The 18486-nt window shown below is 40.8% G+C and carries 21 protein-coding genes and 1 riboswitch; of the genes, 15 read left to right on the forward strand and 6 right to left on the reverse strand.

Going from position 1 to position 18486, the window contains the following annotated elements:
• Positions 1–108: 108 nt before the first annotated feature.
• Both addB and addA read left to right on the forward strand, forming a co-directional pair.
• Positions 109–3606, forward strand: coding sequence for a helicase-exonuclease AddAB subunit AddB (addB, locus tag FAY30_RS07310; protein ID WP_149869249.1), 3498 nt, complete (start codon positions 109–111; stop codon positions 3604–3606).
• Positions 3599–7378, forward strand: coding sequence for a helicase-exonuclease AddAB subunit AddA (gene addA / locus FAY30_RS07315; RefSeq protein WP_149869250.1), 3780 nt, complete (start codon positions 3599–3601; stop codon positions 7376–7378). Before addB ends, addA begins: the two co-directional genes overlap by 8 nt.
• 42 nt (positions 7379–7420) lie before the next feature.
• Here the strand turns inward: addA and FAY30_RS07320 are convergent, their stop codons facing one another.
• From FAY30_RS07320 to FAY30_RS07345, 6 genes are all read right to left on the reverse strand, one after another.
• Positions 7421–7639, reverse strand: a complete 219-nt coding sequence (locus tag FAY30_RS07320) for a spore germination protein (RefSeq protein ID WP_149869251.1) — start codon at positions 7637–7639, stop codon at positions 7421–7423.
• 62 nt (positions 7640–7701) lie between these two features.
• Positions 7702–8088 (reverse strand): spore germination protein GerPE, encoded by a 387-nt coding sequence (locus tag FAY30_RS07325; protein ID WP_149869252.1) that lies wholly within the window; start codon positions 8086–8088, stop codon positions 7702–7704.
• Positions 8069–8275 (reverse strand): spore gernimation protein GerPD, encoded by a 207-nt coding sequence (locus FAY30_RS07330; RefSeq protein ID WP_149869253.1) that lies wholly within the window; start codon positions 8273–8275, stop codon positions 8069–8071. The genes FAY30_RS07325 and FAY30_RS07330 overlap by 20 nt, the downstream gene beginning before the upstream one ends.
• A complete protein-coding gene (gerPC, locus tag FAY30_RS07335) occupies positions 8272–8889 on the reverse strand; it encodes a spore germination protein GerPC (RefSeq protein ID WP_149869254.1) in 618 nt (205 codons plus the stop codon). Before gerPC ends, FAY30_RS07330 begins: the two co-directional genes overlap by 4 nt.
• 114 nt (positions 8890–9003) lie before the next feature.
• The gene (locus FAY30_RS07340) at positions 9004–9240 is read right to left on the reverse strand and encodes a spore germination protein GerPB (RefSeq protein WP_149869255.1); all 237 of its coding nucleotides are present in this window, start codon (positions 9238–9240) and stop codon (positions 9004–9006) included.
• 16 nt (positions 9241–9256) lie between these two features.
• A complete protein-coding gene (locus FAY30_RS07345; RefSeq protein WP_149869256.1) occupies positions 9257–9478 on the reverse strand; it encodes a spore germination protein in 222 nt (73 codons plus the stop codon).
• 261 nt (positions 9479–9739) lie between these two features.
• Positions 9740–9826: riboswitch (cyclic di-GMP riboswitch) on the forward strand.
• 134 nt (positions 9827–9960) lie between these two features.
• On the opposite strand from FAY30_RS07345, the gene FAY30_RS07350 reads away from it, so the two are divergent.
• The 13 genes from FAY30_RS07350 to FAY30_RS07410 all read left to right on the forward strand — a co-directional run bounded on the left by FAY30_RS07350 (position 9961) and on the right by FAY30_RS07410 (position 18480).
• Positions 9961–10293 (forward strand): DUF192 domain-containing protein, encoded by a 333-nt coding sequence (locus FAY30_RS07350; protein WP_223820985.1) that lies wholly within the window; start codon positions 9961–9963, stop codon positions 10291–10293.
• A 16-nt stretch (positions 10294–10309) separates the two neighbouring features.
• The gene (locus tag FAY30_RS07355) at positions 10310–10489 is read left to right on the forward strand and encodes a Flp family type IVb pilin (protein WP_149869258.1); all 180 of its coding nucleotides are present in this window, start codon (positions 10310–10312) and stop codon (positions 10487–10489) included.
• Between the two features lie 114 nt (positions 10490–10603).
• Complete coding sequence (locus tag FAY30_RS07360; RefSeq protein ID WP_149869259.1) at positions 10604–11113, forward strand: A24 family peptidase; 510 nt, start codon at positions 10604–10606, stop codon at positions 11111–11113.
• Positions 11110–11493, forward strand: a complete 384-nt coding sequence (locus tag FAY30_RS07365; protein ID WP_149869260.1) for a TadE/TadG family type IV pilus assembly protein — start codon at positions 11110–11112, stop codon at positions 11491–11493. Before FAY30_RS07360 ends, FAY30_RS07365 begins: the two co-directional genes overlap by 4 nt.
• A gap of 11 nt (positions 11494–11504) precedes the next feature.
• On the forward strand, positions 11505–12422 hold the full coding sequence (locus tag FAY30_RS07370) for a pilus assembly protein TadG-related protein (protein WP_149869261.1): 918 nt from the start codon (positions 11505–11507) through the stop codon (positions 12420–12422).
• Between the two features lie 9 nt (positions 12423–12431).
• Complete coding sequence (gene cpaB, locus FAY30_RS07375; RefSeq protein WP_190284843.1) at positions 12432–13133, forward strand: Flp pilus assembly protein CpaB; 702 nt, start codon at positions 12432–12434, stop codon at positions 13131–13133.
• 20 nt (positions 13134–13153) lie between these two features.
• Positions 13154–14005 carry a CpaE/TadZ family protein gene (locus tag FAY30_RS07380; RefSeq protein WP_149869263.1) on the forward strand — a complete coding sequence of 284 codons (852 nt, stop codon included), beginning with the start codon at positions 13154–13156 and terminating at the stop codon, positions 14003–14005.
• Between the two features lie 4 nt (positions 14006–14009).
• A complete protein-coding gene (locus FAY30_RS07385; RefSeq protein WP_190284844.1) occupies positions 14010–15455 on the forward strand; it encodes a TadA family conjugal transfer-associated ATPase in 1446 nt (481 codons plus the stop codon).
• A complete protein-coding gene (locus tag FAY30_RS07390; protein WP_223820919.1) occupies positions 15443–16417 on the forward strand; it encodes a type II secretion system F family protein in 975 nt (324 codons plus the stop codon). Before FAY30_RS07385 ends, FAY30_RS07390 begins: the two co-directional genes overlap by 13 nt.
• 4 nt (positions 16418–16421) lie before the next feature.
• Positions 16422–17345: a type II secretion system F family protein gene (locus FAY30_RS07395; RefSeq protein WP_149869265.1), complete on the forward strand. Its 924-nt coding sequence runs from the start codon at positions 16422–16424 to the stop codon at positions 17343–17345.
• A 97-nt stretch (positions 17346–17442) separates the two neighbouring features.
• Positions 17443–17802 carry a YisL family protein gene (locus FAY30_RS07400; RefSeq protein ID WP_149869266.1) on the forward strand — a complete coding sequence of 120 codons (360 nt, stop codon included), beginning with the start codon at positions 17443–17445 and terminating at the stop codon, positions 17800–17802.
• Positions 17803–17933: 131 nt separating this feature from the next.
• Positions 17934–18206: a ubiquitin-like small modifier protein 1 gene (locus FAY30_RS07405; RefSeq protein WP_149869267.1), complete on the forward strand. Its 273-nt coding sequence runs from the start codon at positions 17934–17936 to the stop codon at positions 18204–18206.
• Position 18207: 1 nt separating this feature from the next.
• Complete coding sequence (locus tag FAY30_RS07410; RefSeq protein WP_149872631.1) at positions 18208–18480, forward strand: MoaD-like domain-containing protein; 273 nt, start codon at positions 18208–18210, stop codon at positions 18478–18480.
• The last annotated feature ends 6 nt before the right edge of the window (positions 18481–18486 follow it).

Here is an 18486-nt window from a genome sequence, read left to right on the forward strand (position 1 = left end):
TATTTTTCCATTTTAGGAATGAATCCCATTGGTGGAAATACAAACGTTTGTACTCCTTTTGTGGTAGAATGGAAGATATAAAGTTTTATCAGAGAGCGAGGGATACCCTTGGCGGTAAGAATGGTAATTGGACGGTCCGGGAGCGGAAAAACAACGATGTTTCTCGAGGAAATACTTGGAAGTCTCGCGGAATCCCCAGAAGGCACACCCATAATTTATATCGTACCTGAGCAAATGACGTTTTTATCTGAATACCGTTTAGCCGCAAATTCAGAAGTAGGCGGAATGATACGTGCGCAGGTGTTCAGCTTTCCCCGTTTGGCATGGCGAATTCTGCAGGAAACAGGCGGGATTAGCCGTACCCATTTAAGCAGTGTCGGAATGAATATGCTAATTCGTAAGATCATTGACGAGCAGAAAGAGAATTTAAAGATTTTTCAACGTGCGGCTGATAAGAATGGTTTTATTCAGCAGCTGGAACAAATGATTATTGAATTTAAGCGGTACTGTCTTAAACCAGAAGAACTTATTCAAGAATCAGTTAAGTTTGGATTAGGGAACACGTCTGATGCAAAAGCACTGAATGATAAATTAAAAGATTTAGAATTGATTTATTCAAAATTTGAGGACGAAATCTTTGACAAATATATTGATTCAGAAGACTATTTCCGCCTGTTAGCAGAGAAAATATCAGTCTCTGCATTCTTAAAAGAGGCAGAAATCTACATCGACGGGTTTTATAGCTTCACTCCGCAAGAGTATCTCGTATTGGCGGAATTAATGAAGCATTGTAAACGTGTTTCTATTGCGATGACCACGGATCGGTTATTTTTAGACTCAGCCCCTGACGAGCTTGACTTGTTCCGGGCCTCTGGTGAAACATGTTACAACGTCTATGATTTAGCCAGAACAAACGGCTGTGTTCTTGAACAGCCTATTATGCTAAAAGAACAAAAAAAATGGAATCAGCCGGCGCTCGCTCATTTAGAGGGCGAATTTGATGCACGGCCAGCCATAGCGTTTCATGGTACGACAGCAATTCAAATCAGCCAGGCAGTCAATCGAAGGGCTGAAATTGAAGGGATTGCAAGGGAAATTCGCGATGTGGTCCGAAAAAAAGGGTACCGCTACCGGGAAGTTGCCCTCTTAATTAGAAATGGCGGGGATTATCATGAAATCGTTGAACCGGTTTTTGACGATTATCAGATTCCTTATTTTATCGACCAGAAAAGGACGATGCTCAATCACCCTCTTATCGAATTGATTCGCTCCAGTCTTGAAGTAATTAACACTTATTGGCGCTATGAACCAGTATTTAGAGCGATAAAAACCGAATTATTATATCCCCTTCAGGAAAATCCAGACAAAATGCGCGAGAAGATGGACAGGCTGGAAAACTATTGTTTAGCTTACGGGATTAGTGGCAGCAAATGGGTGAACAAGGATCGCTGGATTTACCGACGGATAAGAGGGCTGGAATTAACAGGGAATGTCCAAACCGATGCTGAAAAAGCGATGGAACAGGAATTGAATGAATTAAAGCTTATGGTGACTGCGCCAATATTACGTTTGTCAAGGAGAGTGAAAAAAGCTGATACAGGACGTAAGCTTTGTGAAGCCGTCTATTTATATTTAGAAGAATTAGATATTCCGGATAAGCTCGAAAAATGGAAAATAGCTGCTGAAGAAAAAGGCAATCTGGTAAGGATGAGGGAACATGAGCAAGTGTGGAATGCAGTTGTTGAACTTCTAGACCAGTATGTTGAAATACTCGGGGAAGAACAGGTCACACTAAAGACATTTTCTGCTATTTTACAGGCCGGCTTCGATTCACTAAATTTCTCGCTTATTCCCCCTGCACTTGATCAGGTTCTAATTGGTGATTTGGAGAAATCAAGGCTGAATGAGATCAAAATTGTTTTCGTAGTTGGTGTCAATGAAGGGGTATTGCCTGCGAAAATTTCTGACGAAGGCATTCTGGCTGACGAAGACAGGGAGTTGCTATTGGCAGCTGGCATCGATGTTGCACCAAGCAGCCGAACACGGCTCTTGGATGAAAATTTTCTTGCCTATAAAGCTTTTACGGCACCATCTGACATGCTTTATGTCAGCTATCCGCTTGCCAATGATGAAGGAAAAGCATTAATTTCTTCGTCATACATTAAGCGGCTTAAGGATATGTTCCCTGAAGCAGGTGAGGGGTATTACGTTACAGACCCTGCCGATGTGGAGGAATCAAGGCAATTAAGTTTTGTGTCAAACTTCACAACAACCTTGTCCTATCTTAACACACAGCTGCAATGGAAAAAGCGGAATTATCCAATTTCTAATCTGTGGTGGGATGTGTATAACTTTTACCTCGGAAGCACTTGGAAAAGCAAGGCGCAAAAAGTGTTGTCAAGCCTTTATTACTCAAACAGTGCCATTCAGCTTTCTAAGGAGGTTGCCGATGAATTATATGGTGAGACAATCCAGGCGAGTGTTTCAAGAATGGAATTATATAATGGCTGTGCCTTTTCTCATTTTGCCCAGCATGGACTGAAGCTTCGTGAACGGCAAATATTTCGATTGGAGGCTCCAGACATTGGCGAATTATTCCACGCTGCTTTAAAGCAGATTGCCGACATTGTCAATGAACAAAATATGTCCTGGTCCGAGTTAACCCGTAAGCAATGTGAAGACCTTTCCAAAGAGGCTATCAAGACATTAGCACCAAGGCTGCAAAACGAAATTTTGCTCAGCTCGGAACGCCATCATTATATTACGCGGAAATTAGAACAAATTATTACTCGTGCATCGCTTGTTTTAAGTGAGCATGCGAAAGTGAGCGGATTTTCACCGATTGGCTTAGAATTAGGGTTTGGCCCTAATGGTGACCTGCCCCCATTAGCCTTTTCATTAAAGAATGGAAAAAGAATGGAATTAGCGGGGCGTATTGACAGGGTCGATCAAGCAAAAGCGGAAGATGACAGTGTCTTTTTGCGGGTAATTGATTATAAATCGAGTGAGAAGGATGTCAATTTAACTGAGGTCTATTATGGTCTTGCCCTGCAAATGCTGACCTATCTTGATATTGTCATTACTCATTCCAATGAATTAGTAGAGATGAAAGCGAGTCCAGCAGGTGTCCTTTATTTCCATGTTCACAATCCATTTATTAATGCAAAAAAAATGTTAACCATAGATGAAATCGAAAAAGAAATGATGAAAAAATTTAAAATGAATGGATTAATGCTTAGTGATCAAAGGGTCATCCAATTAATGGATCAAACGCTGGAATCCGGAGACTCTCAAATTGTAGCGGCAGGGATCAAGAAAGATGGAAACTTATCTAAAAAATCAAAGGTAGCAAGTTTAGAAGAATTTGATCGTTTACGCTATCATGTCCGCGAACTATACCAGAAAACAGGTAATGCCATTATTGAAGGACAAATCGATATCGCCCCATATAAGCTAAAGGACAAGACACCATGTACATTTTGCTCCTTTAAATCGGTATGCCAATTTGATGAATCGATTGAAAGTAATCGTTATCGGATGCTGACACCGCATTCGAAGGAAGATATTTTGGCGTTAATTAGAAAGGAGGCAGAGGAGAATGAGTAATTTCATGATCCCTTCGAAGCCAGAGGGTGTGACCTGGACAGATGATCAGTGGAAAGCAATAGTGGCAAGGAATAAAGATATCCTTGTAGCGGCAGCGGCCGGTTCAGGGAAAACTGCTGTCCTTGTGGAAAGAATCATCCAAAAAATTCTTTCCATGGATGATCCGCTTAATGTTGATGAATTGTTGGTCGTGACGTTTACCAATGCTTCCGCAGCAGAAATGCGGCATCGAATTGGGGAAGCATTGGAAAAAGCAATTGATCTGGATCCGGGTTCAAGACATTTACGAAAGCAGCTCACCTTATTAAATAAGGCATCGATTTCAACTCTGCATTCCTTTTGTATGGAGGTCATCCGTAAGTATTATTATTTAATTGATATTGACCCGGGTTTTCGGATTGCCGATGAAACGGAGGCACAATTAATAAGAGATGAAGTAATGGATGAATTGTTTGAAGAAGAGTATGGAAAAAAGGATAATCAGGCCTTTTTTACTTTAGTCGATTCGTTCACGAGTGATCGAAGTGATGCTGGATTAATGGAAATTGTGCGCTCAATCTACGATTTTGCCCGTTCAAACCCCCAGCCGGAGCAGTATTTACAATCTATTGTTTCCATGTATGACGTGGCAGATGGAGACAATATAGAAAATCTCCCGTTTACAGAGGCACTTCTTTTCGATATTAAATTGCAATTAGAAGCGGCAAAGGAAATGATCAAGCGAGGGCTTGAAGTAACCAAACTGCCAAATGGCCCGGCGCCGAGAGCCGAAAACTTCTTAGATGATTTGCTAGTCATTGAAACACTTTTATCAGCGCAAAAAGATTCATGGGCGACACTACATCAAGCGATGCAAGCATGGTCATTTTCACGGGCAAAACAGGTTAAGGGAGACCACTATGATAAGGACCTGACTGATAAGGCCCAGAAGCTCCGGGAAAAGGCGAAGAAAAAAATCCAAGATGTAAAAGAAGAGCTCTTTTCCAGGAAACCGGAAAGCTTTTTACGTGATATGAGAGAGATGCTGCCACTTGTCGAAACGCTTGCCTATCTGGTAAGAGAATTTTCAAACCGATTTGAAAAAATAAAAAAAGAAAAAAGTCTTGTTGATTATGCCGATTTAGAGCACTACTGTCTCGCAATATTGACAGAAGCCATTTCAGCTGAAGGTGAATTTCTCCCATCAGAAGCAGCACTTGCTTACCGCGGGCATTTTAAAGAAGTTTATTGTGATGAATATCAAGACACAAATATGGTTCAGGAAACGATCTTAAAACTTGTAACAAAAGATGGGGAAGCAAGTGGTAATTTATTCATGGTCGGCGATGTCAAGCAGTCGATTTACCGCTTTCGACTAGCAGAGCCAAATCTCTTCTTAAGTAAATATAACCGCTTTAGGGTGGATGGCATTGATTCTGGCTTAAGAATCGATTTGGCACGGAATTTCAGAAGTAGGAAAGAAGTACTTGATGCCACCAATTATTTATTCAAACAAATCATGGGGATCAAAGTTGGAGAAATAGAATATGATGAGGCGGCGGAATTGATAAAGGGTGCACCATACCCAGCAGAAGATCCATATCCGGTAGAAGTGCTGCTAATTGATCAAAATGCGGAAGAGGCAGAAGCGGCCGGAGATAAAGAAGCGGAAGGCGAAATAGAAGCGGCTGAATTTGATGCAGCAGAGCTGGAACAATCGCAGCTTGAAGCAAGAGTCATAGCTGGAAAGATTAAAGAATTAGTTGCAGCAGGTGCACCTGTATATAATACAAAAACAAAATCGCAAAGCGCTATTATGTATCGGGATATCGTGATTCTCCTCCGCTCGATGACCTGGGCACCGCAAATTATTGAAGAGTTTAAGCAACAAGGAATTCCGATTTATGCGAATTTATCCACTGGATATTTTGAAGCGACAGAGGTATCAATTATGATGTCACTGCTCAGGGTGATTGATAATCCATACCAGGATATCCCTTTAGCTTCGGTGTTACGGTCACCCATCGTCGGATTAAATGAAGAGGATTTATCTAAAATTCGCATTCACAGGAAGCATGGCTCGTTTTGGGAGGCCGTTTCTTCCTTTTGCTTGAGTAAAACAGCCGAAGATACAGAGCCTTTTTATGCTAAAGTCCGAAGTTTTTTTGATTGGTTAACAAGCTGGCGCTCGCTGGCAAGACAAGGAGCGCTTTCAGAATTAATCTGGCAGTTATACAGGGATACTGGGTTTTATGATTTTGTTGGCGGACTGCCTGGAGGCAAACAGCGTCAGGCTAACTTAAGAGCTTTATATGACAGGGCAAGGGCCTATGAACAGACCTCTTTCCGCGGGTTATTTCGCTTTTTGCGATTTATCGAGCGCATGATGGATCGAGGAGATGACCTCGGGGCCGCAAGAGCGCTGAGTGAGCAGGAGGATGTTGTCCGGATTATGACGATTCATAGCAGTAAAGGGCTTGAATTTCCAGTTGTATTTATGGCGGGGATGGCACGGAATTTTAATATGATGGATATCCGAAAGTCCTACATGCTAGATAAAGAATTTGGATTTGCGGCTAAATATGTAAATGCAGAGAAACGTATTTCCTATCCATCCCTCCCGCAAATTGCTTTTAAACGGAAAAAAAGAATGGAAATGCTAGCAGAGGAGATGCGTGTCTTATACGTGGCGATGACGAGGGCGAAAGAAAAGCTCTTTATGACAGCAGCTTTAAAGGATGCGGCGAAAGCAATCGACAAATGGAATGATGTTTCCTCACATACTGAATGGCTGTTAGAGGATTTTGAGCGGGCATCGGCCATGAGCTATATCGACTGGATTGGACCGGCATTGATCCGTCATCAAAACTGCGATGAATTAAGGAATACAAGTGAAAAAGGTAAACGTGTACCGGTGGAAATCACTGAGCATCCGTCTTCTTGGAAAATTAAAGTGAAAAGTGCAGAAGAAATTAAAAAACAGGAAACGAAACTTAACATGCAAGAGGATTATTTTCTGGAAAGAGTTCAAAAGTTTGAGCAAGTCCCGGCAGAATCTTCATTTGCTATGGAAATAAAGGACCGGCTGACATGGGAATATTCCTTCCCCGATGCCACAGTCCATCGTTCAAAGCAATCTGTTTCAGAAATTAAACGCTTCGCAGAAATGACGGATGAGCATAGCGGTACGGAATTAGTTCGAAGATTTAAAAAGTCAATTATAAAACGGCCAAAGTTTATGCAAGAAAAACAGTTGAGCCCTGCCGAACGGGGGACGGCGATGCATATGGTGATGCAGCATGTGGATTTGACAATCCCTGTTAGTGAAGAATCCATTCGGAGGCAATTAGATTGGATGGTTGACAATGAATTGTTAACTCCGGAGCAGTCCGCGGTTATTGACAGTGAATTAATAGTGCAATTTTTCAACTCAAATCTAGGCAGAAGATATTTTCATGCCAAAGCCATTCACAGGGAAATTCCATTCACTCTTTCATTGCCTGCTAGTGAGGTTTACCCAAACTGGAAAGAAGCAGATGAATTTGTATTTGTCCAAGGAATCATTGATTGTATTCTGGAGGATGATCATGGGCTTGTCCTGATTGACTATAAAACAGATGGAATAACAGGAAGGTATAGGGGAGGCTTTCATCAGGCCGCACCAATCCTTGAAGAAAGATACAGGGTGCAGATTAACTTATATACGAAGGCGATCGAACAAATCTGGAAAAGAGATGTCACAGAAAGATATTTATTTTTCTTTGATGGAGCGCACATTTTAAAAGTAGAATAAACATGAAAAATGACATAAACCCATGGATGGTTTATGTCATTTTTAATTATTCCCGGCTATCGGCTGGTCAATCAAATTTGTATCAAGTACATTTGTACCACTGATTCCATTATTCGCGACGATTAAGCCACCGGTGTTAAATCCTCCAGAGCCGGCAAAGGTTTTCGTACTGCTCTTTGGAGAGATATAAACAGTATCTCCGAATTGGACAATTCCTCCGCTCACATTCACGATTTGTACTGGACCAATAATCGCTGGCATTAAAACACACCTTTTCAGTATGAACTATCTAGATATTTGACCTATACTAGCATATGCATTAATTATATGTCCTGTTCATGGCCTTCGAGCAACAGCTGACGGATATGCTTAACTCTTACCTCCATCGAAACATTTCGAGTGTTTCCAACATGTAAAACCGACGAAGAAGAAACAGCCGTAACATCAATGTTATTAACTTTTATGATGGGATTAATATTGTGGCGTAAAAAAGATATTGATTCGGTAATAGGCGGCAATGGCAGAGGCTTTTTAAAAGTTCGATAGGAAGGAAAGTTACCTTCATCCCCGTAGAATATTTCTGCTTCCCTTTGAATAGCAAGGGCCCTGGAAAATCCATTAAGAATGCAGGAATCTCCAAGCTGAATAACGGAGCTGAAAGCCACTTGCTTTACTTCGATATGGTCTACGCTAGAGATTCGGGTTAGCATATCCAGGGGTCACATCGCGTTCTAACGGAACAAATGGCCCAATTATTAAGGATTCTGGCGGTGTGTCAAATGCAGATGTCAGCTGGATGGTTTCCGTATCTCCTATCATAAATAACGAGGAGCTTGCGACCGCCATGATTTTAATATTATCGACATGGAGGATGCGATTGTAAACTTCAAAGTTCATTCCGTCTTCATTCCTTTCATATTCTCAGGTAAGTTAGTTAAAAAGACGATAACACCACTTTGTATTTCCTGCTTTAGTGCTTCGATGATGATTTCTTCGATTGGAGGGGCATTCGTATCTGGCTGAACCTTAGCGGAGTTCGTTTTAAGATGATAGTCGATCCGGTTAGGCAGCTGTTTGATAATATCTTCTTTAATGAAGGACAAATAGGATTCATTAGCTGGAATCGCCATGTTCCTTTGAGCATCATTCACAATTAGCGGTAAGTCCGTTTCTAAATAGTCATGGATCGCCTCTTCAATTTTCATTGATATTCGCATTTGTTCTTTTGGAGAAAATGGGGTTTTTAATGATTGATTTTGTACTGCAAAGTCTTCAATTCCGGATAAATCGTTAGGATTTAAGCCAATATTTAACGTTCCTTCAAGAGTCTCAACTTTCAATTGGTCAAATTTATATTCAATCCTCTCCACATTAATCGCGGGTTTCTCCCCTATTTGCGTTATATCAGCTCTTAATTTTTGAATTGTCTGTTCTAAAGCTTCAATTCTCTTCTCCTGCGCCTGAATAGACATCTGCAGCCATTGAAGATATTGGTAAAGATCCTGATACAAGTAAATCACCTCGCCAGCGAATCGCCTTTTTGAGCTTGTGTTCTAACTATATGCACAAACTCAGTTGGATTTGCTTCTTTTCCACAAGTTCATAAGGCTGACAAGGTTTTTCCATTACCTGACCGGAGCTTGTAATGGTACTGAAGGTGTCAGTATTTGTTCTGAAGGTGCCGGTATTTGTCCTTCTGGTTTAATTCCTGCTGGCGCCGGTTTTATGAAACCGCCAGTATTATATAGATGTGCTAGAGGCTTTATGATTCCGGCACTGCCAATTTGCAGGACAGAGGAATTGGTAATTCCGCCAATTTTTATGAAATTAATCTGAATGGACTGCTGAATATAAAAATTCAATTTGACCACCCGTTCATTACATATTAAGGAAATTATTTTGGTCTATGACATCCGGGTCAGAAGTATTTGTTGAACTTAATCGGTTGTAAACATCAACCTGATCGCCTGTATTAAAGGAACCAGCTCCAGAAAATGTTTTGGCCGTAGCAAATGGCATAATTTTATAGACATCGCCAATATGAAAAACTGAGCTGTTTCCAAGTGTAATGACCTGTGCAACCCCAACAATTGCTGGCATGAGCACCACCCTTTGTTCATTTTCTTTTTACATCATATGTATAGGCGGATATAATGTGATTTATTCGCCTAAATATACCCATTGACACTGATGAGGATTACTTATTTACGGATATTTTTCATATTTTTTAAGGGTTGAACATTAAAATAGTAATAAATACCTACTCTTTTCGACATAAAATGATAAATTAGTAGGATATTCGATAGGTTTAAAAAGTACTAATATGTGTGTAAGAGATCAGTCGGAAAAACAAACACTGATTCTCGATAAAGGCAAAACTGATGAAAATCAGTGACGCAAAGCTACAGGGGCTAAGGTGCTTTTGCACTACGCCAGCCAGTTACCGAAAGAAAAGGGTGTTTCATATTAGATATGTATGTATACATAGCTTTTTTATGTGTATATAAATTTCTATGTCTATTAACCCCCCTTTCGGTAAAGGCGGGGTTATTTCTATTTTGGAGGTGAAATCATTGAAAGTCGTGAATCTGACAAACGGAGCGGAACTGGCAATCTATGTATCAACCGCGGACACCTTTTTTAAAAGGTTGAAGGGTCTGATGTTTTCGAAAAGTTTACCAGCAGGACACGGCTTATTAATCCAACCCTGCCAATCGATCCATACCTTCTTCATGAAATACTCCATCGATGTCCTATACTTAAGCAAAGATTTAGAAATTGTAGGCATGGACGAAACGGTACAGCCTGCAAAGGTAGGAAAGATTCGAAAAAAAGCATATTCTGTACTGGAACTGCCAGCAGGCACCATTCAGAAAACAGAAACGAAAATTGGAAACTATATAACTATAAAATGAAAAGGGGTTTTTACAAATGATGAACAAAATGAAAGCTTTATTAACTGAAGAACAAGGACAAGGTATGACAGAGTATGGATTAGTGTTAGGTGTTATTGCTGTTGGAGTTGTTACCATCCTTATCACCATGCGAACTCAGATCACAGCATTATTCACTAAGGCTTCTACAGCATTAACAAACATGAACGATGAATAGTGAATCTAGAACCATTTTTATCATCCAGCCTTGCGTTTTGCTGCAAACGTGAGGCTGTTTTTCTATCAAAATAAGAATTGCCGACCATGACCTCTTTAGAAAGGAGCGCACGAAGTGTGGAGTAATTATTTATTAATTATACTTTTAATCATCTGCGTCATTACGGATCTCAAGGAACGGAAGATTTACAATGTGGTGCTATTCCCAAGTCTCCTGCTGGCGTGGATCATCCATGCTGCAACTGGCGGCCTTTCCGGTTTGACAACGGCATTGCTGGGGACAGCTGTTGGGTTAGGAATTTTATTCATCCCCTATCTTCTTGGCGGTATGGGAGCGGGCGACGTTAAGCTGCTGGGTGTTATTGGCGGCATAAAAGGAATCGGGTTTGTGCTCTGGGCCTCCCTATATATGGCGTTAGCAGGCGGAATCATCGCTATTTTTGTGCTTCTTTTTCGTAAAGGGTTCCTCAAACGAACCCTTTACTATATCCATAGTTTAAAGCATGGTCTGCATGTTTCGCTCATCGACGGCAAAGAGACAGGGAAGTCAACATTCCCATACGGTGTTGCGATTGCAGCTGGAGCACTGTACCAAATCTTTTTCCCAGGTGTTCTCCCGTTATGAGAAAAGATGAACGAGGCCAATCGCTGGTTGAAACAGCACTCATCTTACCAATCTTTTTATTGATTTTGGTGGGTATCCTTGATTTTGGCAGATTAACCTATTCCTATGCCCATTTACACATGGCTGCACAGGAAACAGTAAGGCTTGCCGGTTTAGGCGAAAAGGATGCGGATCTTACTGCCTTTGCCCAAAAATACGTTCATTTAGGGAACAAAACGGATTTAGTGGTCTTACCTTCACCGAAGGATTCCTTAAGGCACTCGGGAGACTATGTCAAGGTCACCCTGCGGTATCCCTTTCAATTTTTTACGCCATTTGTGTCAAAGCTGTTTCCCTCCCCGTTTATGATTGAAACGGATTCAACGATTCGCGTCGAATAGAAGGTGTTTGTATGCGGTATTTTTTTAAAAAAATAGTAAATGATGAGCAAGGAAATGCCCTGATTCTTGGTGCTGTCACATTGATGTTCATCTTGTTTATGGCTGGACTTGCAATAGATGGCAGCTTACTTTATATGAAAAAAAGTCAATTGCAAAAGGAAGCAAATGCCGCCGTCCTTTCAGGTGCACAAGAGTTGACTAATACAGAGAAAAAAGTAACGGATACAGTTCAAACTGTATTAAATGCCCATAAGGACGCAGCATCATTGTCCAAGCTGGATATTACTTTAGGTCAGAAAGTGTCAGCGACATTAACGAAACCTGTAGATCTTTCCTTTGCCCGAGTTTTTGGTTTGGAACAGGTAAATGTCAAGGCACATGCGGCTGCAGGCCTGGCTGCTGTTGGCAAATCGGTCGGTGCGGCCCCTTTGGGAATTGATGAAAGTATCCCGCTTGAATACTTGAAGGAGTATAAATTAAAGGTCGATTCATCAGATTCACTTACCGGTAATTTTGGAATATTAGCGCTCGGCGGACCAGGGGCGAAGACATACGAAGAAAATCTGCGTGTAGGCTATCAATCGGAAATAAAAATTAATGATGTGATTGATACCCAAACCGGTAATATAGCCGGTAAAACCAGGGATGTCGTCAATATGCGTGTCAATGGGTGTTCACAGCCTCCTGGTGATTATAGCCTGCGCGATTGTTCGAGGATTCTCTTGGTATTAGTCTATAAACCATATAATTATGGCGGCGGACAAATGAAACAAGTTCAAGTAACAGGGTTTGCTTATTTTTACATTACGAGTCCGATGAATACGAATGATACTTCCATTACTGGAGTTTTTATAAAAAGAGCAGGCTCGGGAGAATATGTCGAGGGAAGCAAGGATAGAGGAGCATACAGCATTCGATTAACGAAGTAGGTGATAATTGTGAAAGCGAAAATGGTTTTAATGCTATCACTTGTTATGGGGGCTATAACCACCATTTTGTTTTTTCAATATATGAAGCAGATGAATACAGAACCAGCTGCAGCAGTTGAAATGGTTGATGTAGTGGTGGCGAGGGAAAAAATTGATAAAAACGAAAAAATTAGTGCTCAGAAGCTGGAAATAGTGAAAATATCAGAAAAAGACATTCTTCCAGAAACAGTTAAAACAATATCTGAAGCTGAAGGTAAACTTGCGACAGCCATGATTGAAAGAGGCGAACCGATTTTCTCTCATCGGCTTGGCACGGAGAAAGAGGAAGGTGTGTATGTGTCGCGCAAAGTGAGGGAAGGCTTCACAGCCGTATCCGTTGGTGTAAACATTAACCAGTCAGTCTCCAATTTAATAGAGCCTGAAGATGAAGTAGACGTTGTTTTTACAAAAATAATCAAGGACGCTGCCAATCAAGATATAACCGAATCGGTGATGTTGCTTAAAAAAGCACGGGTATTAGCGGTAGGCAGGAAGATGCAGACACCGGAAAATACCAAGGAGCCCTATGCGGAATATAGCTCTGTCACGTTAGAATTAAAACCAGATGATGCTGTAAAGCTTGTGAATGCCTCTGAAGCAGGGAAGATTCATTTTATCTTAAATAAACGTCCACTAATGACGGAAGAAAATAAACCGAAGCAAAATGATTAAGTTATGGAAGGTGACCATTCATGACAAGCCATGAAAATACGCAGACTGCACAAGTTAATTTAGAACCGCAGCGGGGGAAATTAATAGCTGTTTGCAGTGCAAAAGGCGGTATTGGTCGCACTACACTAACCGTTAATTTAGCCGTTGCTCTAATGAAGAAAAATGTGACAGCGGCTATTTTGGATGGTGATTTTCAGTTTGGCGACGTTAACCTTGCGATGGATTTAAAGTTCTCCTTCACCATTAAAGAGGTGATTGAGAGTATAGGGATCATTGACGAGCACAGCCTTGCCAATTATTTAGCTGTTCATGAAAGCGGAGTCAGAGTTCTTTCAGCCCCGGACCGGCCGGAGTATGCCGATTTAGTGACAAATGAGGCTGCTGACAAAGTAGTGGATATCATGCTGATTGGACACGATTATGTTTTGGTCGATACACCGGTAGGCTTAAATGAGCAATCGCTTCGATTCATTGAGAGGGCAGATCAAATCCTTGTCATTACCAATTTGGAAATGGCGGCATTAAAAAATACAAAACTTTATTTGGAAACACTCGATATTTTGGGACTTAGAGACAAGGTAAGAGTCGTCATTAATCGTGCAAATATGGAAAGTGTGATTAAAGCAACTGATGCGGCAAAAATCTTAGCCGCAGAAAATCCAATATATATTCCAAATGATTTTCAAATTTGTTCTCAATCGATTAATCTTGGGGTTCCATTTGTGATCAAGCATGGGAAGTCAGATGTGGCAAAAGGCGTGTTTAAAATGGCGGAGCTCTTATCGGGCGGAAATGGTTCAAGCACGCTTAAGTCCAAGAAAAAGAATCCCCATTTAGGCAAATGGTTTTCCAAAAAAGATAGGAGGGATTGAATAAATGGGTCTCTTACATCGAATTCAAGAAAAAAACAATCAATTCCAAAGGGAGTCAAGCAGCACAGATTCTCCTCCTGAAAATCAAACTCCCTCACCAAAGCATGATCTATTGCAGGTATATCGCGACCATCGGCCAAAAGAACAAAAGAAGGAACAGAAGAAAGAAAAGGTGAGGGTGCGTCAACTAGACAAAAATCATGAACTTAAAAATGTTCTGCATCGTAAAATTTTGCAAGAGTTAAAAGAACAGGAAATTGAGGATATTATTCCAAAGCTTGACGGAATGGCAGTTGAGATTATTAAAGATGAAGAAGAGTTTCGCGGTCAAATTGATCGAAAAAAAGTAGTAGATGACATGATTAATGATTTAACGGGATTCGGTCCGATCAATCCACTGCTATTGGATGAGGATGTCTCGGAGGTCATGGTGAATGGACCAAATCAAGTATACTGTGAGCGGAAAGGGAAGCTCGTGTTAACAACCGTGGAATTTCGAGACAATGAGCATGTCATGAGCGTGATTGAAAAAATTGTTGCTCCCCTTGGGCGGAGAATCGATGAAAGTTCACCAATGGTAGATGCAAGGCTTCCAGATGGATCACGTGTGAATGCCATTATTCCACCGCTGGCATTAAATGGTCCTACGATAACCATTAGAAAATTTTCAAAGGATCCCTATCAAATTGAAGATTTGATTAACTTTGGAACGGTAACAAAGGAAATGGCCATCTTTCTTGATGCGTGTGTAAAAGCAAGGTTGAACATGTTCGTAAGCGGTGGAACAGGATCAGGCAAGACAACGACACTTAATGTTCTATCCAATTTTATCCCGGAAGACGAAAGAATTGTAACGATTGAGGATGCTGCCGAAATCCAGCTGGGACAGGAGCATGTGGTTTCATTAGAGTCACGCCCTCCTAATATTGAAGGAAAAGGAGCCATCTCCATTCGAGATCTTGTTAGGAATTCATTAAGGATGAGACCTGATCGTGTCATTATTGGTGAGGTTCGCGGCGGTGAAGCCCTTGATATGCTGCAGGCCATGAATACAGGACATGATGGGTCACTCGCAACAGGTCACTCCAATAGCCCGCGGGATATGATTTCACGCCTTGAAACGATGGTCCTGTTAGCTGGGGTTGAATTGCCGGTGAAAGCGATTCGGGAACAAATTTCCGGAGCCATTGATGTGATTATCCAGCAGTCCCGGCTAAAAGATGGTTCTAGAAAAATTGTCAGTATCACCGAAGTCCAAGGGATGGAAGGCGAAATCATCGTCCTTCAAGATATCTTTACTTTTAAACAGGAGGGACTTAACGAAGAAGGGAAAATAATTGGGCGCCTTGTCCCGACCGGAGTAAGGCCAAAATTTTATGAACGTCTCGAAGCTTCCGGTATTCATATTCCCGCATCCGTGTTTATTGAAAATGAGGAGTGGCGGCATTGATCTATCTACTCTTATTTTTCTTTTTATTAACCGCTGTTTTTTTCTTTTGGTTCATTTTCAAACTAGTCTTTCGTTCAAAAAATACGCTACAGGATCGAATGCAACATTATCTCGCGATTAATGAGGAAAAGGCAAGCGTAGACATAGTTAAAGTAAAGCAGTTTTCTTTTATCAACTTGATGAAAGAAAAAATTCAAAAACAGGTTTTAACAAAAGAAAAAAACACAAAACTTGAAACTAAGCTTGCCCGGGCGGGATTGCCGCTAAAGCCAGAGGAATATATCCTCTTTCAATGGATATTAACGGCATTTCTAGGCGGTGTATTCTATTTAATTACGGGTAATTGGTTCTTTATCCTCCTTGGAGGTTCAATTGGTTTCGTACTCCCCAAATGGTTTTTAAGGAAAAAACAACGCGAAAGAGTCACTAAGTTTAATGAAGGACTTGCTGATATGATTACCACCATTGTCGGAAGTTTACGAGCAGGATTTAGCTTTCCGCAGGCACTTAAATCTGTTGTGGAAGAAGCAGCTTCGCCAATTAAGGAGGAAATGGATTTCGTCTTGAAGGAAATGCAATATGGGAAAAGTATTGAAGATGCATTGAACGATTTAAAGGAACGGATGCCAAGTGATGATTTGGATTTAATGATCCAGGCCATTTTAATTCAACGGCAAGTTGGTGGAAATCTTGCAACGGTGCTTGACAAGATTGTCGAAACGATCCGTGACCGCACGAAAATCCATCGGCAAATCTCTACCCTTACAGCCCAAGGGCGGTTATCAGGCTATGTAATTGCACTATTGCCTGTATTTCTGGGAATGTTCCTTTATATGATTCAGCCTGACTATATTGGAACACTCTTTCATCATCCAATTGGGATTACACTGCTTGCAGCGGGACTCGTTTCAGGAATTATTGGGTTTCTGTTAATTAAAAAAATAACGAATATCGAGGTGTAGATATTTGCTCTATTTTTGTTTGTTTTTAACTGTCACATTAGGAATCTATGGGACTTTTCTTATTCGTTCAAATAAAAATGAAACGGTCAAGGAGCGAGTTGAGTTCTTTCTTTTAAATGACACTGTAAATCGGATAGAAGACGTTCCAGAGGAGAAGCAACAATCATTCCTGGACAGATTTATCAAGCCCATGGTGGTAGATTTTAAAAAAAGCTTTAAAAAGAGAATGCCGGGGGAAAAAGAAGCAAAGATTGACCAGAAACTTCAAATGGCAGGAAATCCATTCGGCATAACAGCAGTTGATTTTCGCTTAATCCAGACTGTTTCCTTATTTTTGATGCCGCTTATCTTTTTTGGTTATGGTTCGATTTTACATGCCGGAACAGGTGTAGTGATTGTTTTTGTATTAATGGGAATCCTGATTGGATTTTTTGCCCCGCATCTTTATTTAAAGCAAAAAACAAAGACTAGGAATCGTTTGGCATTACGGGAATTTCCGGATCTATTGGATCTGTTAACGGTTAGTCTTGAGGCAGGGCTTGGTTTTGACGGTGCGATTACGAAAGTAGTAGCCAAAAAAGAAGGTGTTCTCTCGCAGGAATTTCATCGCTGCCTAGAGGAAATCCGTCTTGGGAAGACAAGGAGAGAGGCGCTTTCCGGTATCAGAGACAGGCTGGATGTTGATGAAATAAAGGCATTTATCAGCAGTGTCCTGCAGGCGGAGAAGCTGGGAATCGGACTGGTTCAAGTCCTTCGGGTCCAGTCTAATGAAGTAAGGGAACAGCGTAAGCAGCGGGCTGAGGAAACAGCTATGAAGGCACCAATCAAAATGCTCTTTCCGTTGGTGTTATTTATCTTTCCCAGTTTATTTATTGTCTTGCTGGGGCCGGCAGTCATCCAATTTATTGAAACCTTTAAAAATGGTTAATCTAGTTAAACGGATCGCGAAGTGGAGTGTTTTCTTTATATTTCATATAAGCCTATGGTATGATAGTCTCGATTGAGTATACATAGGAGGTAAAGAAATGATTCATGGTCATGTAACAGCATGGGTGTTAGCTCTAATTTTATTTTTTGTTGCACTGTTATTAAACAAGAGTGGGAAAGCCAAAGGATTTAAAATTGTCCAAATGATTTTACGAGTATTGTACCTGCTTATTATTGCCACAGGCATTGGACTTCTTTTTTCGTTGACCAAGATTGATGTTTGGTATATTTTAAAAGCGGTCGCGGGACTATGGGTTATCGGTTTATTTGAAATGATCCTTGGAAGAGCCGCAAATAACAGAAGAACTTCCGCATTTTGGATTCAGTTTGTTGTGGCATTTTTGCTTGTATTATATTTAGGCTTTGAAAAATTACCAATGTCTATTTTCAATGTATAAGCATATGCGTCAAGACTAAGGCTGCCTCAGAAACCCTGGGGCAGCTTTTTTAATAGTTAAAGAAGGAAAACAACGTGACAAGAAAAGATATAGGTTTTATTATTGAAGGTAGTAGAGAGGAGAGAATACATATGCTCGTAAAAGTGTTTGCAAATCTCCGTGAAATATGTGGAGGAGTAACAGTAAAGGTGCAGCCTGATGGGGATCGGGTGATTGATGTGCTGAATAAAATGGTGGAAATGTTTCCTGATTTACAGGATGAAATTTTTACCCCGAACAAAGAGCTGCTTCCATTTGTTCATGTTTATGTAAACGGCAGGAATATCATCCATCTTGATGATCTTCAGACGATCATTGCGGAAGAGGATCAATTTGCGTTATTCCCTCCTGTTGCTGGTGGATAATATGGCTTTAATAGATTTAGAGTTTCGAGGAATCAGTAAGGAGCATCTTGGAATGTATTTCATCGAGCTCGGTGCCATCCAGGTGACGGATACCTTTCCCTATGTTTTTAAGGCAGATGGCTGGAACGGGCAAATTTTGTCAGAAGAAGAAATCGAATTTACCGCTACATTTAAGGTAAAGGCAATGAAGGTTCGCTTTCAAGCTGATCGGGAAAACGTGCTTGAAGATGTTATAAAAAAATATCGCTTCAAAACAACAAGAATTGGTGGATAATAAAAC

It is taken from the genome of Bacillus sp. S3, from assembly GCF_005154805.1.
Lineage (GTDB): Bacteria > Bacillota > Bacilli > Bacillales > Cytobacillaceae > Neobacillus.